Source organism: Klebsiella africana (assembly GCF_020526085.1).
In the GTDB taxonomy this organism is placed as follows: domain Bacteria; phylum Pseudomonadota; class Gammaproteobacteria; order Enterobacterales; family Enterobacteriaceae; genus Klebsiella; species Klebsiella africana.
The window spans coordinates 3,228,538-3,255,094 of sequence record NZ_CP084874.1 but is presented as its reverse complement, the minus strand read 5'-3'; the positions used below and the strand labels follow the sequence as shown (position 1 = coordinate 3,255,094).

Sequence of the window (26,557 nt, the reverse complement as noted above, 5' to 3'; positions counted from 1 at the left end):
GCTATGCCGACAGGAGGAGAAATGGCTGTTAAACCTGAGGTAATTCTCGGCGATATTACGACACTTGATGTCGATGTGATTGTTAATGCGGCAAACCCCTCGCTGCTGGGCGGTGGCGGAGTAGACGGCGCGATCCATCGCGCGGCCGGCCCCGTGCTGCTGGCGGCTTGCAAACAGGTATTGCAGCAGCAGGGCGAATGTCCTCCTGGTCATGCGGTGATTACCACCGCGGGTAATTTGCCTGCCAGCGCGGTGATCCACACCGTAGGACCGGTCTGGCACGGCGGCGACCGGATGGAAGCGCAAACTTTGGCCGATGCTTACAAAAACAGTCTGCAGCTGGCCTCGGCAAATAATTATCGCTCCATTGCGTTTCCAGCGATCAGCACCGGCGTGTATGGCTACCCAAAAGAGGCTGCGGCGGAGATCGCTGTGCGCACTGTCACCGCGTTTCTCACTCGCTATAACCCCCTTGAGCGTGTTCTGTTCGTCTGTTTTGACGAGGAAACGGCGGCTATCTATCGCCGCCTGTTGGCGTCATGCCCCTGATTCAACAGAATAGGCTATGATAACCGCCCGTCTTGACGGGAATGATGGATAGCAGGAGGGAGTAGGGTGTCAGAAGGAAAAGTCCAGCAGAAGCAGCAGGCGCGCCGCGCGGAGATCGTTGCCGCTGCGCAAAAATGTTTCGCTGAAAAGGGGCTGCACGGCGCTTCCGTTGCCGATATCGCCCGCGAGGCAGGCCTGAGCGTCGGTCAGCTGTATCGCATTTTTGCCAGCAAGGAAGCGATCATTGAAGCGATTGTCAGTGAAATCGTCAACGCCAGAGTCGGTGAGATGATCGATGAGAACCACAACCTGGCGCGCAAAGCGGCGGTTCTGGCCGGCAGGATCCCTACCCCGGCGGCGACCAAAAGCGATAATTATCTGCTGATGGAGATCAACGCTGAAGCTTCGCGTAATCCACGCTTGCGCGAAATACTGATGCAGGCTGACCGGCGATTGAAAGAGGAGGGAGGGCGTCTGTCGCAGCGATACCATCCCGGGCTTAGCGATGCGCGGCGCAATGCCGCGTCAGAGCTGATTGCCGTTCTGACGGAAGGGGCTGCCTATCGCGGCGAGTTGAGCACCTCCACCCCGGTAGATAAAGCCGATTTAGAAGCCCTGTATAATATGATCTTCGAACGACTGTTTGATGAGTAAGGTAGTGCGGCACATCAGGTGTGCCGCACTCGCTGCAACTTAGCTGGCCGAAGCCGGGGTTTTGGCCGGTTTGTTCATCGGTTTACCGGAGAACAGGAAACGCAGCAGTGGAATGCGCAGGTGAATTTCATACAGGATCAGGGCAATACCCACCACAAAAACCAACCCGCCAATAAAGCCTAAGGTATTCGACTTGATGGCCGGGGTGATCCACGCCCCGTACAATAGCGTCAGCGGATGGTGCACCAGGTAAATAAACAGCGAGGCATTGACGAAATAGGTCACGCGCGCCGACTGGAAATTCAGCAAGCGATGGCCGAGCGAAAAGACCACATTGACCATCCACAGCCCCAGCACCATGGTAATCACCGATTCCGTTTCATACATCCAGCCATCGCCGGACCCGTACTGCTGGTTCAGCCGGTAGGCGATAAATCCCAGCAGTGCCGCCGCGCAGCACCACGGTGATGGGGTGGTGAACATCGTCTTCAGACGTGGATTAATAAAGGTCTGCGCACCCAGCACAAAGAAGGGCAGGTAGAACAGTGTCTGCATCACTACAAAGTTAAACAGACCATTACTTAACAGTGGCGGGTAAACCAGGAATAGCGACCGGCGGATCAGCGCATAAAAGACCCCCAGCGCGAGAAAAATCATCGTTAACTGGCCCATAGTGACAGTGTCACCGAAGGTGTGAGCGCCGCCTGCCGGACGGCGGGTCAGCCATTTAAACAGCACCACTCCCAACGAGGTCAGCACCACCAGCACCAGTAAAAACCACAGGTGGGAAATGAGCTCCCACGCCAGGGTGTTAAATTTATCGTACCTCGACAGGGTATGCCAGTTTTCCGCCTTGCCGTTGACGTACTGCAGCATAATAAACTGCGGAAGCGTCAGCAGCGGGATGGCGGTCAGCATCGGAATACCGACCCGTTCAACGCGCACCTTCCACCACTTTTTCAACGGATAGCGCAGGAAAAGCATGTAGGAGAAATAGCCGGAAATGACAAAAAAGACCTGCATGCGAAAGGCATGAATGAAGTCATTAAAAAGCGTCAGCCACCATGAGGGCTCGGCGCTGTTGACATGCCATGTATGGCTGGAATAGATCAGCGAAATGTGGAAAGGGATCCCCAGCAGCATCAGCCAGGCACGGATACTGTCGAAGAAATATTCACGCTGCACCGGAGTATTATTCATACGATTCACAATAATCTCAGATAATTCGGCTTATCACTCAAGATGATAACGTTTACATTATCAGCAACCCTACATGAACTCGGGGTATCTGTCTCCAGGATAAGCACTCAAAGTGCAAACGGGACAGCGAACTGTTTATTCCCTGTGCCGCCGGGCTGAACAAAGCAGGGATTATGTTGTCGGATTGCCTGAGTTTCCATTAAAATAGATCGGATCGATTTAAGCACACAAAGGGGGAAGTGCTTACTTATATGAAACATAAACCACAGATGATGAAAATGCGTTGGTTAAGCGCAGCCGTAATGTTGTCCCTGTGTACTTCATCTGCATGGGCGTTTAGCATTGATGACGTTGCAAAAGAGGCCAAGACATTAGCCGGGAAAGGCTATGAAGCGCCGAAAAGTAACCTGCCCTCCGCTTTCCGCGATATGAAATACGCGGACTACCAGCAAATTCAGTTTAATCACGATAAAGCTTACTGGAATAACCAGAAAACCCCATTCAAGCTTGAATTTTACCATCAGGGTATGTACTTCGACACGCCGGTCACCATCAATGAAGTGACCGCCACCAGCGTGCGAAAAATTAAATATAACCCAGACTATTTTAACTTCGGTAACGTTCAGCACGATAAAGACACGGTGAAAGACCTCGGTTTCGCCGGTTTCAAAGTCCTGTATCCGATCAACAGCAAAGATAAGAACGATGAAATCGTCAGCATGCTCGGTGCCAGCTACTTCCGCGTGCTGGGTCAGGGTCAGGTTTACGGTCTGTCCGCGCGTGGCCTGGCTATCGATACCGCGCTGCCGTCCGGTGAAGAATTCCCGCGCTTTCGTGAGTTCTGGATCGAACGTCCTAAAGCCACTGACAAGCGTCTGACTATCTATGCGCTGCTGGATTCCCCGCGTGCAACCGGCGCTTATCGCTTCGTGATCATGCCGGGACGCGACACCGTCGTGGACGTCCAGTCCAAAGTTTACCTGCGCGACAAAGTAGGCAAATTGGGTGTGGCGCCGTTGACCAGCATGTTCCTGTTTGGTTCCAATCAGCCTTCTCCGACGCTCAACTATCGTCCGGCGCTGCACGACTCCAATGGTCTGTCTATCCTGGCCGGCAACGGCGAGTGGATCTGGCGTCCGCTGAATAACCCGAAACATCTGGCCGTCAGCAGCTATGCGATGGAAAACCCGCAAGGGTTCGGTCTGCTGCAGCGCGGCCGTCAGTTCTCACGTTTCGAAGATCTTGACGATCGTTATGACCTGCGTCCGAGTGCCTGGATCACGCCGAAAGGGGACTGGGGTAAAGGGAAAATCGAGCTGGTTGAAATCCCGACTAACGATGAAACGAACGATAACATCGTGACGTACTGGACGCCGGATCAGCTGCCGGAGCCGGGCAAGGAGATGAATTTCAAATACACCATCACCTTCAGCCGCGATGAAGACAAGCTGCATGCGCCGGATAACGCTTACGTTATGCAGACCCGCCGCTCTACCGGCGACGTGAAACAGTCGAATTTGATCCGCCAGTCGGACGGCACGATTGCCTTCATCGTTGACTTCACCGGCGCCGATATGAAAAAACTGCCAGCGGATACCCCGATCACCGCGCAGGCGAGCACCGGCGATAATGCCGAAATCGTTGAAAATACCGTGCGTTATAACCCAGTAACCAAAGGCTGGCGAATGATCCTGCGTTTGAAGGTGAAAGATCCGAAGAAAACGACGGAAATGCGCGCCGCACTGGTTAACGGTGATGACACGTTGAGCGAAACCTGGAGCTATCAGCTGCCTGCCAATGAATAAGATAACGAAGTACATTGACGCATTGCCGCTGTCGGACGCCGAGAAATCGGCGCTGCCGGACACCAGCCTGCAGGCCGTTCATCAGGCCCTGGATGACGAACATCGGACCTTCGCCCGCGAAGACGACGCCCCGCTAGGGTCGGTCAAGGCGCGTCTGGCGCACAGCTGGCCGGATTCCCTTGCTGGCGATCAGCTGGTGAAGGATGATGAAGGCCGTACCCAGCTGCACGCGATGCCAAAAGCCAAACGCTCCTCGATGATCCCGGATCCGTGGCGTACCAACCCGGTCGGCCGCTTTTGGGACCGTCTGCGCGGGCGCGATGTCACACCGCGCTATCTCTCCCGTCTGACGCAAGAAGAGCGTGAGAGTGAGCAAAAATGGCGTACCGTCGGCACCATTCGTCGCTATATCCTGCTGCTGCTGACGCTGTCGCAGACCGTGGTGGCCACCTGGTATATGAAAACCATTCTGCCTTATCAGGGCTGGGCGCTGATTAACCCGGCCGACATGGTGGGACAGAACCTGTGGATCTCTTTCATGCAGCTGCTGCCATACGTCTTGCAGAGCGGCATTCTAATCCTCTTCGCGGTGCTGTTCTGCTGGGTTTCCGCCGGCTTCTGGACCGCGTTAATGGGCTTCCTGCAGATGTTGATCGGCCGCGATAAGTACAGTATTTCCGCCTCGACGGTTGGTGACGAACCGTTGAACCCGGCGCACCGTACGGCGCTTATTATGCCGATCTGTAACGAGGACGTTGACCGCGTTTTCGCCGGGCTGCGGGCGACCTGGGAATCGGTGAAAGCCACCGGCAACGCCGCGCACTTCGACGTCTATATCCTCAGCGATAGCTATAACCCCGATATCTGTGTTGCTGAGCAAAAGGCGTGGATGGAGCTGATTGCCGAAGTGCAGGGCGAAGGGCAGATCTTCTACCGTCGTCGTCGTCGTCGCGTGAAGCGTAAGAGCGGCAACATTGATGATTTCTGCCGCCGCTGGGGCAGCCAGTACAGCTACATGGTGGTACTTGACGCTGACTCGGTGATGACCGGAGAGTGTCTGAGCAGCCTGGTGCGCCTGATGGAAGCAAACCCGAACGCCGGGATCATTCAGTCATCGCCGCGCGCCTCGGGCATGGACACGCTGTATGCGCGTTGCCAGCAGTTTGCCACTCGGGTGTATGGTCCGTTGTTTACGGCAGGTCTGCACTTCTGGCAGCTGGGGGAGTCCCACTACTGGGGACACAACGCTATCATCCGCGTGAAGCCGTTCATTGAGCACTGCGCGCTGGCGCCGCTGCCGGGCGAGGGCAACTTTGCCGGATCGATCCTGTCGCATGACTTCGTCGAAGCCGCGCTGATGCGCCGTGCCGGCTGGGGGGTATGGATTGCCTACGATCTGCCGGGCTCCTATGAGGAGCTGCCGCCGAACCTGCTGGACGAGCTGAAACGCGACCGCCGCTGGTGTCAGGGCAACCTGATGAACTTCCGCCTGTTCCTCGTCAGAGGGATGCACCCGGTTCACCGGGCGGTGTTCCTCACCGGCGTGATGTCCTACCTGTCGGCGCCGCTGTGGTTTATGTTCCTTGCCCTGTCGACAGCGTTGCAGGTGGTGCATGCCCTGACTGAGCCGCAGTATTTCCTGCAGCCGCGTCAGCTGTTCCCGGTATGGCCGCAGTGGCGTCCGGAGCTGGCCATCGCGCTGTTTGCTTCAACCATGGTGTTGCTGTTCCTGCCGAAGCTGCTGAGTATTATTCTGGTGTGGTGTAAAGGGCCGAAAGAGTATGGCGGATTTATCCGCGTCACGCTTTCTCTGCTGCTGGAGGTCCTGTTCTCGGTCCTGCTGGCGCCGGTTCGCATGCTGTTCCACACCGTCTTCGTGGTCAGCGCCTTCCTCGGCTGGGAAGTGGTATGGAATTCGCCGCAGCGTGATGATGACTCCACGCCGTGGGGAGAAGCCTTTATGCGTCACGGCTCGCAGCTGCTGCTGGGCCTGGTGTGGGCGGTCGGGATGGCATGGCTGGATCTGCGCTTCCTGTTCTGGCTGGCGCCGATCGTTGTATCTCTGATCCTCTCGCCGTTTGTGTCGGCGATCTCCAGCCGGGCGACGGTGGGCCTGCGCACCAAGCGCTGGAAGCTGTTCCTGATCCCGGAAGAGTATTCGCCGCCGCAGGTGCTCAAGGATACCGATGCGTACCTGACGCTGAACCGTCAGCGTTCACTGGACGATGGCTTTATGCACGCGGTATTCAATCCGTCGTTTAACGCTCTTGCGACGGCGATGGCCACCGCGCGTCACCGTCAGGGTCATATCCTTGAGATAGCCCGCGAGCGCCATGTCGAGCAGGCGTTGAATGAAACGCCGGATAAGCTGAATCGCGATCGTCGACTGGTACTGTTGAGCGACCCGGTAACGATGTCGCGTCTGCACTATCGGGTATGGGCCGCGCCGGAGAAATACTCCTCGTGGGTCAATGCCTATCAGCAGCTGGCGCTTAACCCGCTGGCGCTGAAAACGAAATAAGCCGTACGTAAAGGAAAATACCGGCAGCGATGCCGGTATTTTTTTATCTGAAACACGAGGTTGTGGATGCGAATATTATCGATCATTGCCATGGCGCTGCTGCTGAGCGGCTGCGGCAGCATTATTAGCCGGACAGTGCCCGGGCAGGGGCATGGCAATCAATATTACCCGGGCGTGCAGTGGGACGTTCGCGATTCGGCATGGCGCTATCTCACCATTCTGGACCTGCCGTTCTCGCTGGTCTTTGATACGCTTCTGCTGCCGCTGGACGCCAGCCACGGCCCTTATAACTGATTAACGCTCGTCCCACTCGTCGGCTGCCGTCTGTCCCTCTTCGGTGTCCAGCGAGGGCTCGAGCTGGAATTCACCTTCATCCCATTCATGTAGCGTATTTTCCTCCAGCCACTCCTGGCGCAGCTCTATCTCATCGTAATCCCCGTCGAAAACACTCTGCGCAGCTTCGCCGCTGAGCATCGGGAGGCATTCGCCTTGTTCATCTTCATCAGCAAAAAATTCGGCTTGCCAGGCGATATCGCCATCCTGCAACACATACTTCTGGATGTTGAGCTGCTCAACGTTGGCGCTCTCTTCATCGCTGTCAGGGTTGTTGGCGAGAAATTCTTCACGTGCTGCATCAATAGCCTCTTCGAGCGTGGCATAAAACATCGAATCCTTTGGCATAGCGAATCTCCTGAGAAGAATATGAATTGAACACGATTCAATCTATAGAAGGCCGTTAGCACGGCGTCAAGGGGCAGAGCCCCTCTGCACGTTAATTTACTGAATGCGAGGTATCCGCGGCTGGCCGGCGCAGGCTGAGGGTGGAGTAGATCGCGTTAAACAGCACCACCCCAGCAGTGACCAGGAATACGGCGCGAAAGCCATAGTTCGCGGAAACCGACGCGCCGATCAGGGGGCCGGTAACGTTGCCAATATCGCGGAACGACTGATTATAGCTGAAGATCCGCCCGGAGATCTGACTGGTGGAGTTATACACCAGCAGAGTTTGCACCGCCGGCAGTAGCGCGCCATCCGCAGCGCCGAGCAAGAAACGCAAGATACCTAACTGCAGCGGAGTATGAACAAATGACATCGGGATCAACAACAGCACCGAGATAACCAGCGCCACGATGAGGATTTTTTCCGGTCCGATGCGATCTCCAAGTTTACCCAGCCGCGGGGCGCTCATCAGCGCGGCAATCCCCGGCACCGAGGCGATCATTCCGCTGATAAAGGCGATGTTACTAACGTTACCCGCGAGATCGCGTACGTAAAGCGTCAGGATCGGCGCGATGGAGCCGGTGGCCACCTGGATGATCAGTGAGGTCACAAACAAGCTGAGCACCAGTTTGGGGTTCTGCAGCGAGGAGAAAACCTCTCTGGCACTGAGCATCTCTTTTTTAGCGATCGGGGCAAAATTTTCGCGGATTAAGAAAAGTGTGAACAGGAAGCAAATAAACAGCACGGCTGCAGTCATAAAAAAGACGGTACGCAGTCCCCAGTGGTCGGCAAGGAATCCGCCAGCCAACGGGCCGAGCAGGGCGCCGCTTACCGCGCCGGTAGACAGTGTCCCTAGCGCCCAGCCGCTTTTATGGCGCGGGATCTGCGTTGCAATCAGGGCGTTGGCGTTAGGAATAAAACCGCCCAGCAGGCCGAGCAAAGCGCGCAGCAGCAAAAATTGCCAGATATTTTGCGCCATTCCCATCAGCATCATCACAATGGCCATCCCGAGGGCGGAGCGCAGCAGCATGATTTTTCTCCCCTTGCGGTCAGCAAGACCGCCCCAGAATGGCGAGGCGATGGCGGAGAAAAGAAAGGTAATACTAAAGACCAGCCCGGACCACATGTTCAGGGCGCTATGCCCGGTGACGCCAAGCTGTTCGACGTAAAGTGGCAGAAAGGGCATGACCAGGCTGAAGGCGGCGCCGGTTAAAAAGCAGCCAAGCCAGGTCACAGTCAGGTTTCGTTTCCAGTTAATGGGGGTTTCAGCAGACGACATAGGGTTCCACTGGCCTGCGCGGCAGGTCAAATTAAGAGAAAATATGAGCCTGCTAATTATGCGCCTGAGAAATAGATGCCGCAATGGAGGAGAGCTTTTAAAGCTAAAGGAGAGCGTAAAGCATGAGCGAGAGGCGCATTCCCGGCCACATGCGCGGCCGGGAAAGGGGATCAATAGCGGGAGGGCATGCCTTCGGGGCGAGTTTTAAAGCGACGATGGAGCCACATATACTGTTCCGGGGCCATCATAATGCATTGCTCGACAATCTTATTCATCCACGCGGCGGTGGTTTCCGCGTCGTCCAGCGGCGGGGAACACTCTGGCGGCAGGATAATCAGTTCATAACCTTTACCGTCCGGTTTGCGACGCGGGACGAAGGGAACGATGCAGGCTTTGGACATTTTCGCCAGCATCCAGGTGCCGGAGGTGGTCGCCGCCTGGTCGACCGCAAACAGCGGGGCAAAGACGCTGGCGGTCGGGCCGTAATCGTGATCCGGTGCGTACCACACCACTTCGCCTTTTTTCAGTGCCCGGATCATCCCTTTCAGATCCTTACGGTCAATCATATCCTTGTTGGAGCGCAAGCGGCCCCAGGTCTGCAGCCAGTCGATCACCGGGTTGTCGTTGGGGCGATAGACCCCAATCCCCGGCTCGTTCATACCGAACATTCGCGCACCCATTTCGAGAGTCAGGAAATGAATGCCGATCAGCAGAATACCGCGCTGCTGCGCCTGCACATCGCGGATATGCTCAAAGCCGATGGTATCGGTCCAACGGGCGACACGGCGAAGCGGCCAAAACCAGGCCATGCCGGTCTCCATCAGTCCCATGCCCACCGATTCAAAGTTCATCACCACCATCCGGTGGCGTTCCTGCTCGCTTTTATCCGGGAAGCAGAGCTCAAGGTTGCGATAGGCGATCTTAGCCCGGCGCTTCATAAAGCGCATGGCCAACCGGCCAATGGCGTTCCCCAGACGGTAGATGAGCGGGTAGGGCAGTTGGACAACCAGCCACAGCAGGCCGATACCCAGCCACAGCAGCCAATAGCGCGGATGCAGCAGCGCCGCAGAAAATTTAGGCAAATGAGTCATTTCATACTCGTATCAGTGAGCAACGCCTTATATTATCGCATTTTTTTACCGCCCAGCCAAAGGCGCTGAGCGGGCATCGGTTTTGTTAAGTGGGGTGCAGCCGGGTGAGAGAAATGTAGCGTAAAATGTAGGGATGTAAATTAACTAGCTTTGCTATATCATGCCCGCCGTTTATTTCCTCATTTCTATGTCGAGCAGGTACACCATGCCAGTGTTACACAACCGCATTTCAAATGAGACGTTAAAGGCGCAAATGCTGGCTGAGACCGAGCCGCGCACGACGATCTCATTCTATAAATATTTCACCATTGTCGACCCACAAGCCACGCGCGATGCGTTATGGGTTGCGTTAACCCAACTGAAGGTCTTTGGCCGCATCTACCTGGCCCGGGAAGGCATCAACGCGCAAATCAGCGTGCCGGAAAGCAACGTTGAGGCTCTGCGTGAGTTTCTCTATGGCTTCGATCCGGCGCTGGCGGGGCTGCGTTTCAATGTCGCCCTGGAGGACGATGGGAAATCTTTCTGGGTACTGCGCCTGAAAGTACGCGACCGCATCGTCGCCGACGGCATCGACGATCCCTCCTTCGACGCTTCCGATGTAGGGGATTATCTCAAGGCGGCGGATGTCAATGCGATGCTCGACGATCCGGATGCGGTGTTTATCGATATGCGCAATCACTATGAATATGAGGTGGGCCATTTCGAAAACGCGCTGGAGATCCCGGCGGATACCTTCCGTGACCAGCTGCCGAAAGCTGTGGAAATGATGCAGGATCACAAAGACAAGAAGATTGTCATGTATTGTACCGGGGGGATTCGCTGTGAAAAAGCCAGCGCCTGGATGAAGCATAACGGTTTCAATAAGGTCTGGCACATCGAGGGTGGCATTATTGAATACGCCCGCCGCGCTCGTGAGCAGGGGCTGCCGGTCCGTTTTATTGGCAAAAACTTTGTCTTTGATGAGCGAATGGGCGAGCGGATCTCCGATGACGTCATCGCGCATTGTCATCAGTGCGGCGCGCCGTGCGACACTCATACCAATTGCCTGAATGACGGCTGCCATCTGCTGTTTATTCAGTGCCCGAGCTGTGCTGAGAAGTTAGCCGGCTGCTGTAGTGAAGCCTGTATGGAAGAGCATAAGCTGCCGGAAGAGGAGCAGCGCAAGCTACGCGCCGGACGCGAAAACGGCAATAAAATCTTTAACAAATCGCGTGGCCGACTGAACACCAAACTCGGGATCCCCGAGCCGGCGTCGTCAGAAAAACCATAACCAGACGAGATCGATGATGGCCAGCAACAACCAGAGCGCAAGATAGATCATAAAGTGCTCGCGCACGTTGTTGACCAGCATATTAAACAGGCGACGCATAACCGTTCTCAATGACTAACGGCCTCGACACGGAGGCCGTTTTTTTTCCGGCGGCAGGCACGCCGCATTTCATTATGAGCTAAAGCGCGCCAGCGAAAAAGGCGTCAGGTTAAAGGTCGACGCCTCACCCCGGGCAAACTGACTGGCAATTTCCCCCAGCACTGGCGCAAACTTAAAGCCGTGGCCGCTCAGCCCGGTGATCAGCAGCGTGTCTGGCCTGCCTGGCAACGTATCGATAATAAAGTCCTCATCGACGGTATTGTCGTAGGTGCAGGAGGCGCCGTGCAGGCAGCCGCCGATGCCTGGCAGAACGTTACGCAAAAACGGGAAGGATTCGGAACCATCGCTGGCGACCGCGCCAAACGCTACCCGCTCCTGCGGCGTGGCGATCGGCTGGCCGCCGTTATGCTTGCCAATCTTCAGTTCATTATCTTCTGCCGGGAAGCCGTAGTATTGATCGCCGTTGGGCATCTCACCGGTGAATGCCGGGAAATGATTTTTGCTGCTGTAACGGCCATCGGCCTGGTACCAGGCGAAGACCTTGCGTACCGGCTGGATGGGGAGGTCCGGCAGCAGGCGGGTGACCCAGGTGCCGGCGCTGACCAGCAGTTTTTTACCATGATATTCACCGTCGAGGGTATCGATGGTGATGCCGTCAGCATGGTGATGAATGGCTGAGACCGGACAGTTGAATAACTGTGCACAGCCTGCTTCCCGCGCCAGACGGATCCAGGTCTCGACGGCCAGCTCACTGCGCAGTACGCCGGAAGCAGGTTCGAAGATCGCCCGGTAGCCATCGGGAAGGCGTATCTCCGGCCAGCGTTGCATTACAGCCTGGGCATCTAACTCTTCAACCTCAAGATCGAACGCCCTGGCGCTGGCGGCGACGTTGGCCAGGAAAGGGGAGCTGGCGGGGCCGAGGTTAATGACGCCGGTACGTTCAAACACGGCTTCGCCACTGATCTCTGCCAGTTCATCCCATAGCTGCTGGGCACGCAGCACCAGCGGAACATATTTTTCACCTTCGCCATAGGCGTGACGGATAAGACGGCTGCTGCCGTGATGGCTGCCTTCCTGATGGGGAGGTTGATGGGCATCGGTCATCAGAACATTGAGTCCGGCACGACGCGCATAATACCCCGCCGCAGCGCCAACAGAGCCGCTGCCGATAATGATAAGATCGTATTGCATGGTGAGTTCCGGGTAATTGCCTTGTTAGCAGGGTAATTAACTCCCTGCGCTTATACAAGCCCGAAAATAATTCAGGCACCCGCAGGTGCCTGTTAAGATTATACTTAAGTCATTCCGCGTGCCGCGTTAATGCCTGCGGTACTCATTTTCCTGGTATTCGCCAGATTCAATCTTTGCAATGCCTGCTTCCAGGATTGAAATAAACTGACGTGCGACGTCCGTCGTTAGCCATAGCGTCTGGCCAATCTCAGCATCATTACTGTTTTCTTGAGTGGGGTTCTGGTAGTGCAGGCGCAGCATCAGCGCATCGTAGCTATCAACGGTGCTGATGTCCCATCCAACGAGGGGATGGGTTTGAATGACTTCATTATTTTTTTCCATCATAACCCCTTATTCATATGTTAAAAGACAACAATTCTCGAGGTTTAATGCATATTTTTTGAAGCAAGTTAATTATATCAGGGATCAAGAATAAACTCGAGAAATTAAATGAAAGGCAGCATGATTTTCTTCTTTTGCCGTTTTTTTACTCAAGATAAGCGCGTAAAATGGCCATTTTAGTCGATATTGAGCAGAATAATCAGGACTATTCTGAACAGAAGAGAGGGATAAAAAAGCCGGGGCGACCCGGCAAAAAAAGCACAATGAGGGAGCAAACCAGAGTAACTGGATCCCGGCATGCTTCAGGAGAGATCGTGGACAAACCAGTCGTCCGCGCTTTCCCAGGTTTCTTGCAGGATTTCGCTTATCCGGTCTTTGTCTTCTTTCAGGGCGCCAAACACCGAGAGCTGGTTTCCGGTGGCGTAGCGGACGCTCACCTGGCTATCGATGGCCGGGAATTGCTCGGCGATACGGCGAGAGAGTTCGTTATTCAGCGCTTCCAGCGCGCCGTTAGGTAAGGCGGTCGTTTTGGCGATAGACACTTCAATGCGCATAATTGCCCCCTGTGTTCGATACTGGTTATTTATACAGTATCAGCTTGGCGTTGACAACAGGGGGCTGCGTTTTTATTTCTTCATGGTCCAGCGGACAGTTTCACCCGCCAGGAAGGGCACCAGGGTGTCATTGGGCAGGGCAATGCTGTCCACAACGGTCGTCTCTTCACGCACCAGTTCAACGTAGCTCTCATTGATCGGCAGACCGTAGAAGCGCGGGCCGTTCAGCGAGCAGAAAGCCTCAAAGTGCTGCAGAGCGTTCATTTCTTCAAACACCGTGGCGTAGCTGCCGAGGGCGGTCGGGGCGTTAAAGCAGCCGGCGCAGCCACAGCTGGCTTCCTTACGGTGGCGGGTGTGCGGCGCGGAGTCGGTGCCGAGGAAGGCACGGCTGAAACCGCTGGCGACCAGCTCACGCAGAGCCTGCTGGTGAATATTGCGTTTGAGTACCGGTAGACAGTACAGGTGAGGGCGAATGCCACCCACCAGCATATGGTTGCGGTTGAACATCAGATGCTGCGGGGTGATGGTAGCTGCCAGCAGTTCATTACCGTCACGCACGTACTCGGCGGCGTCTTTGGTGGTGATATGTTCAAAAACCACTTTCAGGCCGGGCAGGCGCTGGCGCAGGGGCTCCATCACCGTCTCAATAAAGCGCGCTTCGCGATCGAAAATATCAATCTCGGCTTGAGTGACTTCGCCGTGAACCAGCAGCGGCATCCCCAGTTTTTCCATCCGCTCCAGCACCGGCATAATGGCGTCGATACTGGTGACGCCGTGGCTGGAGTTGGTGGTGGCGTTGGCCGGGTAAAGCTTGGCGGCGGTGAACACCCCTTCGTTAAAGCCACGTTCCAGCTCTGCCGGATCGAGGGAGTCCGTCAGATAGCAGGTCATCAGCGGGGTAAAATTATACCCGGCCGGCACGGCATCCAGAATGCGCTGGCGGTAAGCGATAGCCGCCGCGACGGTGGTGACAGGCGGCACCAGATTCGGCATCACGATCGCCCGGCCATAAAACTCACTGGTATAAGGCACGACGGTTTTCAGCATATCATCATCGCGCAGATGGATATGCCAGTCGTCTGGGCGGCGGATTTTCAATACCTGGGATTGTGCTGTCATGGAAGGCTCCGGCTAATAGGTTCAGTCATCAGGGCTGTTTTTTGCCGGGCACTAAGGATAAGCGTAAACGTTTTCCTTTGCACTCATTTCCGTAAAAAATTCAGGGCGCCGTAGCGCCCTGGAGATTAATTGGTAAAGGGGATGACAATCTCGCCCGGCTTCACCTCTATGCCCTTGGCGTATTTCTTCGCCAGCGCTTCACCGGTGCTGGCGTCCTCACGCAGGATATAGGCCGGCTGCTGGCTGAAGTAGCTGCGCAGCGACTGATTCAGGTAGGGGAGCAGGGCCTGAATGACCGACTGTAGCTTCTCGGGCGCCACTTTGGCATCCACCACCTCCATTTCCTGCAAGAAGATAGCGCCTTTCTCTCTGTCAAAGGTTGGCAGCGCTTTGAGCTTCAGATCGATCGTCGCTTTCTGCGTGCCGAACAGGGAGTTCAGATCAACGTTAGCGATCCCGGTCAGCGTAACTTTGCCCGGCTCCTCGCGCCCGATAGCGCTGGTGAGGTTCTGCAGTTCGATATGGGCGTCGGCAACGCCTTTCAGACCAATATCTTTGGCAAAATGGTTTCGCTTCTGCAGGGCCTGGTTAATCTCCTGCTCGCTTACCGTGTATTGGGTCAGCTGATTACAGCCGCTCAGCAGGCCGCTGACAATTAGCGCGGCGGCGATCAATATCTTTTTCATGGGGTTCCTCAAGCTCATACCTTCATTCATCCTGACACAAAGCATCATGATCTGTCAGCACCCTTGATGCCAGCAGAATAGGCTGAAAGCAGGGGAATACCGCCGCGGGCGCTTCATGTACGCGGCTCCAGCATGCCGGAGGCAGAGCGTTTCGGACTAAACTGCCACCACAGCGCCAGGAAGGTGATAATCCCGATGGCCCCAAGCATCAGCCATGGCAGCTCGGGCTGGCCCACGGCTTTCCCGGCATCAAACAGCCAACCGCCGCCCGCGTAACCCAGCGCGCCGCCAAAGGCGAGGCCCAGACGGCTGAAGCCCATATAGCTGCCACGCGCCCGGGCGTCTGCCAGCGAAGCGCCCAGCGTCTCGCGGGCAGGTTCGGCAATGATGGAGCCGATGTAAAACAGGCAAATCAGGGTAAACAGCTGCTGTAAACTGCTGGTCATGCCGATCGGCAGCATGGCCAGGGTCATCACCAGCAGACCGGCCATCAGCCGATGCTCAAGGCGGAAGCGTTTTTCGCTCCACCGAGCGATGGGGTAGAGCAGGGTGAGCGAAATGGTGGCTTCGATGGCGTACATCCACTTCACTGCCGCTGGCGAGCCGGCGATATCATTCACCATGATCGGCAGCATCAGCATTACCTGCACCGCCAGCATATAATAGCCGGTGAGCGTCAGGACATAGGTGACGAAGCGCTTGTCCCGCAGCACCCGGCCCAGCCCTTCTCGCACCGGGGTTTTCACCGTAGACAACTTCCACGCCGGCAGATACCAGGCATTAAACGCCGCACAGGCGATAAACAGCGCGGCGCCGGCGCTGCACACCAGACGAAAATCATACTGCAGCAGCCAGCTGCCCAGCAGGGCGCCGATCACTGCCCCGGCGCTATCCTGCATCATCAGAATGGAGAAAAAGCGGCCGCGCTGATGCGGGCGCACCAGCTTAACCACCAGGGCGGCCCGCGGCGGATCGAATAGCGTGCCGCCCAGCCCGGACAAAATACAGGAGAGCCAGAGCACCCATGGCTCATGGGCAACGGCCATCGCGGCGAAGCCGCCGGCACGCATCAACATGCCGGTGACGATCATTGGTTTCGCGCCGAAGCGGTCGGCGATGGCGCCGCCAAAGATGCCTAATCCCTGCTGTACCAGCTGGCGCAGGCCAAGCGCAATACCGACCATCAGCGCCGCCCACCCCATCTGATCGACAAAGCGGATGGAAATCAGCGGGAAGACGACAAAAAAGCCCAGCACGACCAGCATGTTATCGACTAACAGGAAATATTTACCCAGGCTCCTTGCCTGCGATACGCGGGACATTTCCCCTCCAGGGAAAAAGAGAGATAAGCGAGGATATTCTGCGGGCAATCTGCTGCTTTTCCCAGCACCCTTGCGACAATATTTTTTTATCAAAATGCAAGTTCGATTGAGGCTATTCATCGAAAAGAGGAGATGGCGCAGAAAATGGTATGTTGCTGTTTTCACACCGCCGCACAGGACAGGTATAGTGATGATAGCAAGATTCAAGTCAGGGGGACTGAAGAGGAAATGTTTGGCTATCGCAGTAACGTGCCGAAGGTGCGTTTGACGACGGACAGGCTGGTGGTGCGCCTGGTTCACGATCGTGACGCATGGCGTCTGGCCGATTATTACGCCGAAAATAAAGCGTTCTTAAAACCGTGGGAGCCGGTACGTGATGACAGCCACTGCTATCCTTCCGGATGGCAGGCGCGCCTGTCGATGATTGCCGAATTCCATAAGCAGGGTTCAGCATTCTATTTCGCCCTGCTCGATCCAGAGGAAAAAGAGATCATCGGCGTGGCGAACTTCTCCAACGTGGTGCGCGGATCGTTTCATGCCTGTTATCTCGGCTACTCCATTGGTGAGAAGTGGCAGGGGCAGGGGCTGATGTTTGAAGCGCTGACCACGGCAATTCGCTATATGCAGCGCACGCAGCATATTCATCGCATTATGGCCAACTATATGCCGCATAATCAGCGCAGCGGCGCGCTGCTGGCGCGGTTGGGGTTTGAAAAGGAGGGTTACGCCAAAGATTATCTGCTGATTGACGGGCAGTGGCGTGACCATGTGTTAACGGCGTTAACGACGCCGGACTGGTCTGCGGGACGTTAAGGAGAGAGGATGAAATATCAATTAACCGCGCATGAAGCGCGCGTCATTGGTTGTTTGCTGGAAAAACAGGTCACCACCCCCGAACAGTATCCGCTGTCGGTGAACGCCGTGGTCACCGCCTGCAATCAGAAAACCAACCGCGAACCGGTGATGTCCCTGAGCGAAGGCGAGGTCCAGGCCCTGCTGGATACGCTGGTGAAACGGCACTATCTGCGCACGGTCAGCGGATTCGGTAATCGCGTCACCAAATATGAACAGCGCTTTTGCAACTCCGAGTTTGGCGATCTGAAACTCAGCGCCGGCGAGGTAGCGGTGGTGACGACGTTACTGCTGCGCGGTGCTCAGACGCCGGGCGAACTCCGCAGCCGGGCGCAGCGGATGCATGAGTTCAGCGATATGGCGGAAGTGGAAAGCGTGCTGGAAGGGCTGGCAACGCGCGAAGATGGCCCCTTCGTCGCCCGCCTGCCTCGGGAGCCGGGGAAGCGGGAAAGCCGCTATATGCATCTGTTTTGCGATGATATGGACACGCTGATCACCACGGTGGAAGCACTCGCACCGCTGGAAGATGATGACGATCTGCGTGCCCGGGTTGAAGCACTGGAAGGTGAGGTAGCGGAGTTAAAAGCGCGCCTCGACTCGCTGTTACACCATCTGGGAGATTAAATGTGGGCACCAAATTGCGCATCGGGGTGGTTGGGTTAGGCGGCATCGCGCAGAAAGCGTGGCTGCCGGTGCTGGGAGCGGCGGAAAGCTGGACGCTGCAGGCTGCCTGGTCGCCGGGTAAAGAGAAGGCGCTACGGATCTGCGAAACCTGGCGGATGCCATATGCTGATTCCCTCGATGCCCTGGCGGCACAGTGCGATGCGGTTTTTGTCCATACCTCAACGGCTTCACATTATGAAGTGGTAAATCACTTACTGAATGCCGGGGTTCATGTTTGTGTCGATAAACCATTGGCGGACAAGTTGAGTGAGGCGGAGGCGCTGGTCGAACTGGCGGCGCGGCGTCATTTGACCCTGATGGTTGGGTTCAATCGCCGCTTTGCGCCGCTTTATCGTGAGCTGAAGGAGCGGCTGGGCGAGGCGGCATCGCTGCGGATGGATAAGCACCGGAGTGATAGCGTGGGCAACGATCTGCGCTTTACGTTGCTCGATGACTATCTGCATGTAGTGGATACTGCGCTGTGGCTGGCCGACGGTCAGGCGCGTCTGCGCGGCGGCGCGCTGCAGATCACCCCGCAGGGCGAAATGCTCTATGCCGAACACCAGTTCAGTTCGCCCCGGCTGCAGGTTACCACCAGTATGCATCGCCGCGCCGGCAGCCAGCGTGAGTGGGTGCAGGCGGTCACGGATGGCGGGTTATATGCAGTGAGCGAGATGCGCGAATGGCAGGAGGAATGCGGCCATGGCGTGGTCCAGCGCCCGGTCGCCGGCTGGCAAACCACCCTTGAGCAGCGCGGTTTTGTCGGCTGCGCGCGCCATTTTATCGAATGCGTGCAAAATCAGACGGTTCCTGAAACCGCAGGCGAACAGGCGCTGCTGGCTCAGCGGGTGGTCGAAAAACTCTGGCGCGACGCCATTAATGAATAATCCGTTGTAACAACTGACAGTAGTAATTCATGTTGAACCCGGTAGACTATCGCCACTTTCCAGCGCCCGCATTTGCGGGCGTTTTACTCCAGGGTTTGGAATAACAGCGTAATGAACCTTTTAAAATCACTGGCGGCAGTCAGTTCGATGACCATGTTTTCGCGCGTGCTGGGCTTTGCCCGCGATGCGATTGTGGCGCGCATTTTTGGCGCCGGGATGGCGACCGATGCCTTTTTTGTTGCCTTCAAACTGCCTAATCTGCTGCGGCGCATTTTTGCCGAAGGCGCCTTCTCGCAGGCGTTTGTGCCGATCCTTGCCGAATATAAAAGCAAGCAGGGTGAAGATGCTACCCGGGTGTTTGTCTCTTACGTCTCCGGATTGCTGACCCTGGCCCTGGCGATCGTTACCGTTATCGGGATGCTGGCGGCCCCGTGGGTTATCACCATCACCGCCCCCGGATTTGCCGATACTGCCGATAAATTTGCGCTGACCACCCAGCTGTTGCGCATTACCTTCCCCTATATTTTATTGATTTCCCTGGCCTCGCTGGTAGGGGCGATCCTCAATACCTGGAACCGCTTTTCGGTGCCAGCCTTTGCCCCGACGTTTCTCAACGTCAGCATGATTAGCTTCGCGCTGTTTGCCGCGCCGTACTTCCATCCGCCGGTGCTGGCGCTGGCCTGGGCGGTGACGGTCGGCGGCGTGCTGCAGCTGGCCTACCAGCTGCCGCACCTGAAGAAAATTGGCATGCTGGTTCTGCCGCGCATTAATCTGAAAGATGCCGGCGCGATGCGGGTGGTGAAGCAGATGGGGCCGGCGATCCTTGGTGTGTCGGTGAGCCAGATCTCGCTTATCATCAATACCATCTTTGCCTCGTTTCTCGTGTCGGGCTCGGTGTCGTGGATGTATTATGCCGACCGTCTTATGGAGTTTCCGTCCGGCGTGCTGGGTGTGGCGCTCGGCACCATCCTGTTGCCGTCATTGTCGAAAAGCTTCGCCAGCGGTAACCATGACGAATATTGTCGCCTGATGGACTGGGGCCTGCGTCTCTGCTTCCTGCTGGCGCTGCCGAGTGCGGTGGCGTTGGGGATCCTCGCCAAGCCGCTGACCGTGGCTCTATTCCAGTATGGGAAATTCAGTGCCTTTGATGCAGCGATGACCCAGCGCGCGCTGGTGGCCTACTCCGTGGGGCTGATGGGGCTTATCGTGGTAAAAGTGTTGGCGCCGGGATTCTATTCCCGTCAGGACATCAAAACGCCGGTCAAGATTGCCATTGTCACCCTGATTATGACCCAGGTGATGAACCTGGCGTTTATCGGCCCGCTCAAACACGCAGGCCTGTCACTATCCATCGGGCTGGCGGCCTGCCTGAATGCCGCACTGCTCTACTGGCAACTGCGTAAACAGAAAATTTTTACCCCACAGCCCGGCTGGCTGACCTTCCTGCTGCGCCTGATTGCGGCGGTGGTCGTGATGGCCGCAGCGCTGCTGGGCGTCATGCATATCATGCCGGAGTGGTCACAGGGGACGATGCCGTTCCGTCTGATGCGCCTGCTGGTGGTGGTGGTCGCCGGCGTGGTGGCTTATTTCGCCACGCTGCTGGTGCTGGGCTTCCGCGTCAAAGAGTTTGCTCGCCGTACGGCGTAAGCGATTATGCGGGAAAAAGTAAACCCGCGTCGCCTCAGGCGACGCGGGTTTTTTTTAGGACGTGCTGCGTTCGGCAGCGACGATACGGGCATTTTCCAGCAGGCGGATCGCCAGGGCGATTGCCCCACTGACGACGGCCAGCATGATTACCCCGTTCCAGCCGGCCAGCACATACAGCTTGCTGCCCAGCACTGACCCCAGCGACATCCCGATAAAGACCACGGTAAACAGCAGGGCGTTCAGACGTCCACGGGCCTGCGGCTCCAGGCCATAAACCAGGTTCTGATGCGCCACCAGGCTTGACTGCAGGCCAAGGTCAAAGCCAATCGCCGAGAGGGCAATCAGCGCCAGCTGGCCATGCAGAGGCAGCAGTGGCAGCATAAACATCAGGGCGAAGGAGAGGGTGACCAGCGCAGCGCCCATCTGAGTCACTTTACCTGCGCCAAACTTATCGGCCAGACCGCCGGCCAGCGGTGCCGCCAGCGCCCCGGCAGCCCCGGCGATACCAAAACCGCCCGCTACCGCGCTGCCCATGTGATAGTGTTCGGAAAGCATTACCGCCAGCGTCGACCAGAAAGCGCTAAAGGCAATGGAGAGCGCGCCCTGAGCCAGTGCGGCGCGGCGTAATGCCGGGTAACGGCGCCACAGATGCGCCATCGAGGCCATTAGCTGCGGATAGCTGAGCGTCGAGTGAACAGCGAAGCGCGGCAGAACCCGCCACATTACCAGGCCAATCAGCGCGACGCTGACGGCCGCCGCCTGATACATCACCCGCCAGCCGAATACGGCGCCCACCACGCCGCTGACCGTCCGTGAGAGCAGGATCCCCAGCAGCAGCCCGGTCATCACCGTGCCCACCATTTTTCCCTGCTTGCCCGCAGGGGCGAGGATCGCTGCCGCCGGAACGATATCCTGCGCCATGGTCGCCGCCATGCCGATCAGCAGACTGACCACCAGCAGTGAGGTGAGCTGGCCGGTAAGGCTGCACAGAAGCAGCAGGATCGCCAGCATGGCGCTCTTCAGCAGGATCAGCCGGCGGCGATCGTGACGGTCACCGAGGGGGAGCAGGAACAGAATGCCGAGCGCGTAGCCGGCCTGCGTCAGGGTAGGGACCAGGCCCATTCCTTCCACCGTCAGATGGAGGTTAGCGCCCATCAGCGGCAGCAGCGGTTGCGCGTAGTAGATCGAGGCGACGCTGAAGCCAGCGCCGAGCGCGAGAATGAAGATAATCCAGCCCGCATCGCGGGTGGAAAGGGAAGTCGGTGTCATGATCAATACCTCGTAGATGCGATGGGGCTATTTTTCCCTGAATGCGGCTGGTGCGGTAGCCAGGCTGGTGGTAAAACGGTTATACGTAGCACGTATAGGCAAAAGAAAAATGAAAAGACAGGAGCGTATAGACCGCATTGAGCTGATGCGCACCTATATTCGTATTATAGAGGCCGGCTCACTCTCCGCCGCTGCGGGGCAGATGGATACCACCCAGGCGACCGTCAGCCGCCGTCTGCAATCTCTGGAAAGCCTGCTGGGGGTGAAGCTTATCCTGCGTACCACCCATGCGATGAAGCTCACCGACGATGGCGAACGCTGTTATCGCCATGCCCGTCAGGTAGTGGATGCCTGGCTGGCGCTGGAGGATGACCTGCGTATTGCCGACGATCGGCCGGTAGGAGTGCTGCGGGTCCGGGCGCCCCACGCTTTTGGCCAGCAACAACTGCTGGAACCGTTGGTGGCGTTTCTGCAGCGTCATCCGCAGTTGTCGGTCGAGTGGATGCTGAACGATAATACTGTCGACTTTCTCAGCGATAATATCGACTGCGCCATCCGCGTGGGGGCGGAGGTGGATCCGGCCACGGTATCCGTGCTGTTGGCGGAAGTGCCGCGGTGCGTGGTGGCTTCCCCCGAACTGCTGGCGAAGTTCCCGCCCTTAACCACGCTGGATGATTTATCCGCTCTGCCGTGGATCGCTATCAACACCTTTTATCAGCATGAGGTGAGACTCCGGCATCATCCAGGTGGGCAAATTGTTTCCACGGCGATAACTCCCTGTCTGAGCACTGACAGCCTGTACGTCGCGCGCAACACTGCGCTGGCAGGGCTAGGGGTGGCGATGGTGTCCAGCTGGACGGTCGTGGAGGATATTGCCGCCGGACGGCTGATTGAGCTGTTCCCGCAGTGGCGTCCGGCCTCGCTGCCGGTTCATCTGGTTTATCCCTGGGCGCGCTATTATCCGACACGCCTGCGTAAGTTCCTTGACCTGATGCGGGAGATCATGCCGGATCTGGCCGGGATGCAGCGTCCGCAAAGCGCATAAAAAAAACCGGCCAGAGGCCGGTTTTTTTATGGAGCACGCTTATTCGACGGGCTGTGGGCGAGTCGGTTCAGCGGTAGCGATATGTGTTGCGCTATGGCCCCCGGCCGCGCCTTTACCATCAAAGGCGAACGGCGGGCGCACCCAGGTGCTATGGCGCGGCGCTTCCGGAACGTAGTCCGGCGCTGGCGCACGGGTCATTGGCGCGGTGGCATGGCGATGACCCGCCACCACTACCGGCTGACTCACCGGGGCTTCGGCTTTTACCGGCTCGGCAGGTACCGTGTCGACGACCGGCGCTTCCACGGTGGTTTCTGCCACCGGCGCGATGGTTTCCACTGGCGTTTCAACCACCGGTGCCGTTTCAACCACTTCAGGTTCGACCGTTACCGGCTCGGCGTCGATCGCCACTGGCGCGATGGCCACAGGCTCTTCCATCACCGGGGCTTCGGTCACCGGCGCCTGCGACGCTGGCTCGACAGCTGCTGGCGCGGCAACGTCCGCAGTATCAACCACCACCGGCTCAGCGGCGGCGACCGGCTCGACGACCACCGGCTCAGCGGTTACTGGCTCCATGGTGCTCGGCTCGACGGTCACTGGCGCAGCGGTAACGGTTTCAACGGCGGCAACCGGGGGCGCCACGGCCGCGATGGTTTCCTCGATGCTGGCATCCTGATTCTGAACCTCTTCGGGTTGCTGATCCTGCGGACGAACAACCGGGTAGCGGATCCAGACTTTACCGGAAGCCATTTCCGGCGATGCGCAGGCCACAGTCAGCGGCATCGGCGACTGGGTCGGGTAGCGTTCGTCACGATAGCGACGGCGACGCTGACCGCTAACGCGCAGATGACGCGGGGAGCGACGTGAGCGACGCGGCATACCGTTCGCTTCACGGGATTCGCCATTTTCGTCGTGGTCCGCCACGTTTTCCACTACCGCCGGCAGTTCGGCTTGCACCGGCTCGCTGCGCGGGGCGACGACTTCAGCCACAACGGCTTCTGGTACGTTCTCGGCAGCCTGCTCAGCGACAGCTGACTCAATGCGCACTTTCTGCGAGAGCTGGCGCGGTTTACGGCGCGGCAGAGTCTGCACACGCTCTTCCTGCTCCGTCTCCTGTACTACCGGCTCTTCGCGAGTCTGCGCTTTGACTTCCTGCTGCGCCTGACGTTTGTCGTCATTACGGCGGCGGGTACGTTCGCGGCGCGGCTGCTGCTCGTCACGGGATTTCGCTTTCTCCGTGTCGTCGCCTGCGGTCTGGCGAACGTCACGGGTTTCTACACTCTGCGGCTGTTTCTCGCGACGGTTACGACGATTCTCTTCACGCGATTCGCGCGGCTCACGACCCTCGGCATTGTCCGCACGGGTGTCGCGGTTATCACGATTATCGCGGTTATCACGATTATCGCGGTTATCACGGCGGTCGTTGCGATCGCGGCGATTGTTAGTGCGCGGTTTACGGCGCTCCTGCGGACGCTCCGGTTTTTCTTCCGCTTTCTTTTCGACCTGAACTTCAGCCGGCTTGGTTTCTTCAGCGCCAGAGAAGATGTTTTTCAGGGCGCCGAAGAAGCGTGAGAACAGTCCCGGCTGCGCCGGCGCGGCCGGCGCGACCGGTGTGGCTGCGGCGACAGGTGCGGCAGCAGGTTCTTCCGGCATCGGGGCCGGCGGCGCGTCAGGCATGACAAAGGCGGCCAGAGCAGGCTGTTCCGGACGTTTGCGTTCTGCCGGTTCATCTTCGCCAGGCAGCGCCATCTCTTCTTCATGCAGCTTCGGTAGCAGGTAGCTCAGCGTTGAGGTCTCTTCACCTTTGCGCACGCGCAGGACGGAGTAGTGCGGCGTCTGCATTTCGTCGTTTGGCACGATAATGACGCGGACATCGCCCTGGCGGGATTCAATTGCGCTCACTGCGGCACGTTTTTCGTTCAGCAGATACGAGGCGATCGGTACCGGCACGATGGCGTGGACTTCTTTGGTGTTCTCTTTCAGCGCTTCTTCTTCAATCAGACGCAGAATAGAGAGCGACAGCGATTCGTTATCACGCACGGTACCGGTGCCGGAGCAGCGCGGGCAGACGTGGTGGCTGGATTCGCCCAGCGACGGGCTCAGACGCTGGCGGGACATCTCCAGCAGGCCGAAGCGCGAGATATGGCTGATCTGAATGCGAGCCCGGTCCTGACGGACGGCTTCGCGCAGACGATTCTCCACCGCTCGCTGGTGGCGAACCGGGGTCATATCGATAAAGTCGATAACGATCAAGCCGCCGAGGTCGCGCAGACGCAGCTGGCGGGCAATCTCGTCCGCCGCTTCGAGGTTGGTGTTGAAGGCCGTCTCTTCGATGTCGCCGCCGCGGGTGGCGCGGGCGGAGTTGATATCGATCGCGGTCAGCGCTTCAGTGCTGTCGATAACGATAGAGCCACCGGACGGCAGACGGACTTCGCGCTGGAAGGCGGATTCAATCTGAGATTCGATCTGGTAGTGGCTGAACAGCGGGATTTCACCGGTGTACAGTTTGATTTTACTGCTGAAATCCGGACGACCCAGCGCGGCGATATGCTGGCGCGCCAGCTCGAGCACTTTCGGGTTATCGATCAGGATTTCGCCGATATCCTGGCGCAGATAGTCACGGAAGGCGCGGACAATGACGTTGCTTTCCTGGTGGATCAGGAACGGCGCCGGACGGCTTTCCGCGGCTTTCTGAATCGCTTCCCAGTGCTTCAGGCGGAAGCTCAGGTCCCACTGCAGGGCTTCGGCAGATTTGCCGACGCCAGCGGTGCGAACGATAAGACCCATACCGTCCGGAAGCTCCAGGCTCGCCAGCGCTTCTTTCAGTTCAGTGCGGTCGTCGCCCTCGATACGGCGGGAAATTCCCCCCGCGCGTGGGTTGTTCGGCATCAGGACCAGATAGCTGCCTGCCAGGCTGATAAAGGTAGTGAGCGCAGCGCCTTTGTTGCCACGTTCTTCTTTATCAATCTGTACGATAACTTCCTGACCTTCACGCAGGACGTCTTTGATATTAGGACGGCCGTGCGCATTGTAATTAGCGGGGAAGTATTCGCGGGCGATTTCTTTGAGGGGGAGGAAACCATGACGCTCGGCGCCGTAATCGACAAACGCGGCTTCAAGGCTGGGTTCAATACGGGTGATCTTGCCTTTGTAGATGTTCGCTTTTTTCTGTTCGTGCCCGGGGCTTTCGATATCCAGGTCGTACAGGCGCTGCCCATCAACAAGGGCGACGCGCAACTCTTCCTGCTGAGTTGCGTTGATTAACATTCTTTTCATCGTAACTTACTCATTATTCTTACATTGACGACTAAGCTGCGGGCAGAGTAATGCCTTTCCGGGGGAAAACCGATGGCCTCGTGTCTGGTTCACGTCGCCAACCTCACGGTTGTCGCGCGCTTAAGAGGCGCAGAGTGTCGGTCGCCTGTGTTTCAAACGGAAACACAGCGCAATTATTCAGGGGAACAGCCTGGGATGTATCACCAGAGAATATTCCATTTATACTCGTCGTCTTTCGCGTTGCAGGCATGATGGCTTAACCTGCTCACCTCGATCAAAGGATCCAGATGAGCTCCCGGGAGTCCCGGAGTTGACGCCTTCCTGCGACTAGAAATCCATAGAGCCTGTACCGGTAAGGACTGCAACCCGCAGCCCGCTAACTGTCTGAAAGATCACAACGTCTTACGCCATTGCTGCGTGGGCGATCGGTCAGACAAAATTGGTCATTCCGCTAATGTCTTGTTCTAACAAGATGCAATA

General features: G+C 57.4%; 24 protein-coding genes. 11 read left to right on the top strand and 13 right to left on the bottom strand.

Going from position 1 to position 26,557, the window contains the following annotated elements; all coding sequences use genetic code 11:
* The first annotated feature begins 21 nt into the window (after positions 1-21).
* Together ymdB and LGL98_RS15930 are read left to right on the top strand one after the other, a co-directional pair.
* Positions 22-549 carry an O-acetyl-ADP-ribose deacetylase gene (ymdB, locus tag LGL98_RS15935; RefSeq protein WP_136030632.1) on the top strand — a complete coding sequence of 176 codons (528 nt, stop codon included), beginning with the start codon at positions 22-24 and terminating at the stop codon, positions 547-549.
* 66 nt (positions 550-615) lie between these two features.
* Complete coding sequence (locus LGL98_RS15930) at positions 616-1,203, top strand: TetR/AcrR family transcriptional regulator (protein ID WP_136030634.1); 588 nt, start codon at positions 616-618, stop codon at positions 1,201-1,203.
* 39 nt (positions 1,204-1,242) lie between these two features.
* Here LGL98_RS15930 and mdoC read toward each other — a convergent pair whose 3' ends face one another.
* The gene (mdoC, locus tag LGL98_RS15925) at positions 1,243-2,403 is read right to left on the bottom strand and encodes a glucans biosynthesis protein MdoC (RefSeq protein ID WP_136030636.1); all 1,161 of its coding nucleotides are present in this window, start codon (positions 2,401-2,403) and stop codon (positions 1,243-1,245) included.
* A 251-nt stretch (positions 2,404-2,654) separates the two neighbouring features.
* Between mdoC and mdoG the strand changes: the two genes are divergently transcribed.
* From mdoG to LGL98_RS15910, 3 genes are all read left to right on the top strand, one after another.
* Positions 2,655-4,208: a glucans biosynthesis protein MdoG gene (mdoG, locus tag LGL98_RS15920; RefSeq protein WP_168435253.1), complete on the top strand. Its 1,554-nt coding sequence runs from the start codon at positions 2,655-2,657 to the stop codon at positions 4,206-4,208.
* On the top strand, positions 4,201-6,729 hold the full coding sequence (gene mdoH, locus LGL98_RS15915) for a glucans biosynthesis glucosyltransferase MdoH (protein ID WP_136030638.1): 2,529 nt from the start codon (positions 4,201-4,203) through the stop codon (positions 6,727-6,729). Before mdoG ends, mdoH begins: the two co-directional genes overlap by 8 nt.
* A 66-nt stretch (positions 6,730-6,795) precedes the next feature.
* On the top strand, positions 6,796-7,023 hold the full coding sequence (locus tag LGL98_RS15910; RefSeq protein ID WP_136030640.1) for a YceK/YidQ family lipoprotein: 228 nt from the start codon (positions 6,796-6,798) through the stop codon (positions 7,021-7,023).
* On the opposite strand, the gene LGL98_RS15905 is transcribed toward LGL98_RS15910, so the two are convergent.
* The 3 genes from LGL98_RS15905 to LGL98_RS15895 all read right to left on the bottom strand — a co-directional run bounded on the left by LGL98_RS15905 (position 7,024) and on the right by LGL98_RS15895 (position 9,819).
* Positions 7,024-7,410 (bottom strand): MysB family protein, encoded by a 387-nt coding sequence (locus LGL98_RS15905; protein ID WP_012542251.1) that lies wholly within the window; start codon positions 7,408-7,410, stop codon positions 7,024-7,026.
* 91 nt (positions 7,411-7,501) lie between these two features.
* Positions 7,502-8,728: a multidrug efflux MFS transporter MdtG gene (mdtG, locus tag LGL98_RS15900; RefSeq protein ID WP_136030642.1), complete on the bottom strand. Its 1,227-nt coding sequence runs from the start codon at positions 8,726-8,728 to the stop codon at positions 7,502-7,504.
* 170 nt (positions 8,729-8,898) lie between these two features.
* A complete protein-coding gene (locus LGL98_RS15895; protein ID WP_136030644.1) occupies positions 8,899-9,819 on the bottom strand; it encodes a Kdo(2)-lipid IV(A) acyltransferase in 921 nt (306 codons plus the stop codon).
* Between the two features lie 205 nt (positions 9,820-10,024).
* Here LGL98_RS15895 and trhO point away from each other — a divergent pair, with 205 nt between their 5' ends.
* Positions 10,025-11,089, top strand: a complete 1,065-nt coding sequence (trhO, locus tag LGL98_RS15890; RefSeq protein ID WP_136030646.1) for an oxygen-dependent tRNA uridine(34) hydroxylase TrhO — start codon at positions 10,025-10,027, stop codon at positions 11,087-11,089.
* On the opposite strand, the gene LGL98_RS15885 is transcribed toward trhO, so the two are convergent.
* From LGL98_RS15885 to mdtH, 7 genes are all read right to left on the bottom strand, one after another.
* Positions 11,075-11,188, bottom strand: a complete 114-nt coding sequence (locus tag LGL98_RS15885) for a DUF2770 family protein (protein ID WP_002898988.1) — start codon at positions 11,186-11,188, stop codon at positions 11,075-11,077. The genes trhO and LGL98_RS15885 overlap by 15 nt on opposite strands.
* A 72-nt stretch (positions 11,189-11,260) precedes the next feature.
* Complete coding sequence (gene solA, locus LGL98_RS15880) at positions 11,261-12,379, bottom strand: N-methyl-L-tryptophan oxidase (protein ID WP_136030648.1); 1,119 nt, start codon at positions 12,377-12,379, stop codon at positions 11,261-11,263.
* A gap of 126 nt (positions 12,380-12,505) precedes the next feature.
* Positions 12,506-12,760, bottom strand: a complete 255-nt coding sequence (gene bssS, locus LGL98_RS15875; protein ID WP_002898992.1) for a biofilm formation regulator BssS — start codon at positions 12,758-12,760, stop codon at positions 12,506-12,508.
* 302 nt (positions 12,761-13,062) lie between these two features.
* Positions 13,063-13,314 (bottom strand): DNA damage-inducible protein I, encoded by a 252-nt coding sequence (dinI, locus tag LGL98_RS15870; RefSeq protein ID WP_002898994.1) that lies wholly within the window; start codon positions 13,312-13,314, stop codon positions 13,063-13,065.
* A gap of 72 nt (positions 13,315-13,386) precedes the next feature.
* Complete coding sequence (pyrC, locus tag LGL98_RS15865; protein ID WP_136030652.1) at positions 13,387-14,433, bottom strand: dihydroorotase; 1,047 nt, start codon at positions 14,431-14,433, stop codon at positions 13,387-13,389.
* 125 nt (positions 14,434-14,558) lie between these two features.
* Positions 14,559-15,119 carry a lipoprotein gene (locus LGL98_RS15860; protein ID WP_136030654.1) on the bottom strand — a complete coding sequence of 187 codons (561 nt, stop codon included), beginning with the start codon at positions 15,117-15,119 and terminating at the stop codon, positions 14,559-14,561.
* A 113-nt stretch (positions 15,120-15,232) separates the two neighbouring features.
* Positions 15,233-16,441, bottom strand: a complete 1,209-nt coding sequence (mdtH, locus tag LGL98_RS15855) for a multidrug efflux MFS transporter MdtH (protein ID WP_136030656.1) — start codon at positions 16,439-16,441, stop codon at positions 15,233-15,235.
* Positions 16,442-16,669: 228 nt separating this feature from the next.
* On the opposite strand from mdtH, the gene rimJ reads away from it, so the two are divergent.
* The 4 genes from rimJ (at position 16,670) to murJ (ending at position 20,490) form a co-directional block, all read left to right on the top strand.
* Positions 16,670-17,254, top strand: coding sequence for a ribosomal protein S5-alanine N-acetyltransferase (rimJ, locus tag LGL98_RS15850; RefSeq protein WP_136030658.1), 585 nt, complete (start codon positions 16,670-16,672; stop codon positions 17,252-17,254).
* Between the two features lie 9 nt (positions 17,255-17,263).
* Positions 17,264-17,917, top strand: coding sequence for a YceH family protein (locus tag LGL98_RS15845; protein WP_136030665.1), 654 nt, complete (start codon positions 17,264-17,266; stop codon positions 17,915-17,917).
* A 14-nt stretch (positions 17,918-17,931) separates the two neighbouring features.
* Complete coding sequence (locus LGL98_RS15840) at positions 17,932-18,843, top strand: Gfo/Idh/MocA family protein (RefSeq protein ID WP_168435260.1); 912 nt, start codon at positions 17,932-17,934, stop codon at positions 18,841-18,843.
* 111 nt (positions 18,844-18,954) lie between these two features.
* Positions 18,955-20,490: a murein biosynthesis integral membrane protein MurJ gene (gene murJ / locus LGL98_RS15835; protein ID WP_025713925.1), complete on the top strand. Its 1,536-nt coding sequence runs from the start codon at positions 18,955-18,957 to the stop codon at positions 20,488-20,490.
* A gap of 54 nt (positions 20,491-20,544) precedes the next feature.
* Here the strand turns inward: murJ and LGL98_RS15830 are convergent, their stop codons facing one another.
* Complete coding sequence (locus tag LGL98_RS15830; protein ID WP_136030669.1) at positions 20,545-21,759, bottom strand: MFS transporter; 1,215 nt, start codon at positions 21,757-21,759, stop codon at positions 20,545-20,547.
* 16 nt (positions 21,760-21,775) lie between these two features.
* Between LGL98_RS15830 and LGL98_RS15825 the strand changes: the two genes are divergently transcribed.
* Complete coding sequence (locus LGL98_RS15825) at positions 21,776-22,804, top strand: LysR family transcriptional regulator (protein ID WP_168435254.1); 1,029 nt, start codon at positions 21,776-21,778, stop codon at positions 22,802-22,804.
* Between the two features lie 39 nt (positions 22,805-22,843).
* On the opposite strand, the gene rne is transcribed toward LGL98_RS15825, so the two are convergent.
* Positions 22,844-26,077: a ribonuclease E gene (rne, locus tag LGL98_RS15820; protein ID WP_136030673.1), complete on the bottom strand. Its 3,234-nt coding sequence runs from the start codon at positions 26,075-26,077 to the stop codon at positions 22,844-22,846.
* Positions 26,078-26,557 lie beyond the last annotated feature (480 nt).

What these genes read in the sequence shown, in the direction of transcription:
- mdtG (WP_136030642.1), bottom strand. Translation starts at nt 8,728, where the DNA reads ATGTCGTCTGCTGAAACCCCCATTAACTGGAAACGAAACCTGACTGTG.
- trhO (WP_136030646.1), top strand. Translation starts at nt 10,025, where the DNA reads ATGCCAGTGTTACACAACCGCATTTCAAATGAGACGTTAAAGGCGCAA.
- mdoG (WP_168435253.1), top strand. Translation starts at nt 2,655, where the DNA reads ATGAAACATAAACCACAGATGATGAAAATGCGTTGGTTAAGCGCAGCC.
- rne (WP_136030673.1), bottom strand. Translation starts at nt 26,077, where the DNA reads ATGAAAAGAATGTTAATCAACGCAACTCAGCAGGAAGAGTTGCGCGTC.
- dinI (WP_002898994.1), bottom strand. Translation starts at nt 13,314, where the DNA reads ATGCGCATTGAAGTGTCTATCGCCAAAACGACCGCCTTACCTAACGGC.
- bssS (WP_002898992.1), bottom strand. Translation starts at nt 12,760, where the DNA reads ATGGAAAAAAATAATGAAGTCATTCAAACCCATCCCCTCGTTGGATGG.
- rimJ (WP_136030658.1), top strand. Translation starts at nt 16,670, where the DNA reads ATGTTTGGCTATCGCAGTAACGTGCCGAAGGTGCGTTTGACGACGGAC.
- LGL98_RS15830 (WP_136030669.1), bottom strand. Translation starts at nt 21,759, where the DNA reads ATGACACCGACTTCCCTTTCCACCCGCGATGCGGGCTGGATTATCTTC.
- LGL98_RS15860 (WP_136030654.1), bottom strand. Translation starts at nt 15,119, where the DNA reads ATGAAAAAGATATTGATCGCCGCCGCGCTAATTGTCAGCGGCCTGCTG.
- mdtH (WP_136030656.1), bottom strand. Translation starts at nt 16,441, where the DNA reads ATGTCCCGCGTATCGCAGGCAAGGAGCCTGGGTAAATATTTCCTGTTA.
- ymdB (WP_136030632.1), top strand. Translation starts at nt 22, where the DNA reads ATGGCTGTTAAACCTGAGGTAATTCTCGGCGATATTACGACACTTGAT.
- murJ (WP_025713925.1), top strand. Translation starts at nt 18,955, where the DNA reads ATGAACCTTTTAAAATCACTGGCGGCAGTCAGTTCGATGACCATGTTT.
- LGL98_RS15910 (WP_136030640.1), top strand. Translation starts at nt 6,796, where the DNA reads ATGCGAATATTATCGATCATTGCCATGGCGCTGCTGCTGAGCGGCTGC.
- LGL98_RS15905 (WP_012542251.1), bottom strand. Translation starts at nt 7,410, where the DNA reads ATGCCAAAGGATTCGATGTTTTATGCCACGCTCGAAGAGGCTATTGAT.
- LGL98_RS15845 (WP_136030665.1), top strand. Translation starts at nt 17,264, where the DNA reads ATGAAATATCAATTAACCGCGCATGAAGCGCGCGTCATTGGTTGTTTG.
- LGL98_RS15895 (WP_136030644.1), bottom strand. Translation starts at nt 9,819, where the DNA reads ATGACTCATTTGCCTAAATTTTCTGCGGCGCTGCTGCATCCGCGCTAT.
- solA (WP_136030648.1), bottom strand. Translation starts at nt 12,379, where the DNA reads ATGCAATACGATCTTATCATTATCGGCAGCGGCTCTGTTGGCGCTGCG.
- pyrC (WP_136030652.1), bottom strand. Translation starts at nt 14,433, where the DNA reads ATGACAGCACAATCCCAGGTATTGAAAATCCGCCGCCCAGACGACTGG.
- LGL98_RS15825 (WP_168435254.1), top strand. Translation starts at nt 21,776, where the DNA reads ATGCGATGGGGCTATTTTTCCCTGAATGCGGCTGGTGCGGTAGCCAGG.
- mdoH (WP_136030638.1), top strand. Translation starts at nt 4,201, where the DNA reads ATGAATAAGATAACGAAGTACATTGACGCATTGCCGCTGTCGGACGCC.
- mdoC (WP_136030636.1), bottom strand. Translation starts at nt 2,403, where the DNA reads ATGAATAATACTCCGGTGCAGCGTGAATATTTCTTCGACAGTATCCGT.
- LGL98_RS15885 (WP_002898988.1), bottom strand. Translation starts at nt 11,188, where the DNA reads ATGCGTCGCCTGTTTAATATGCTGGTCAACAACGTGCGCGAGCACTTT.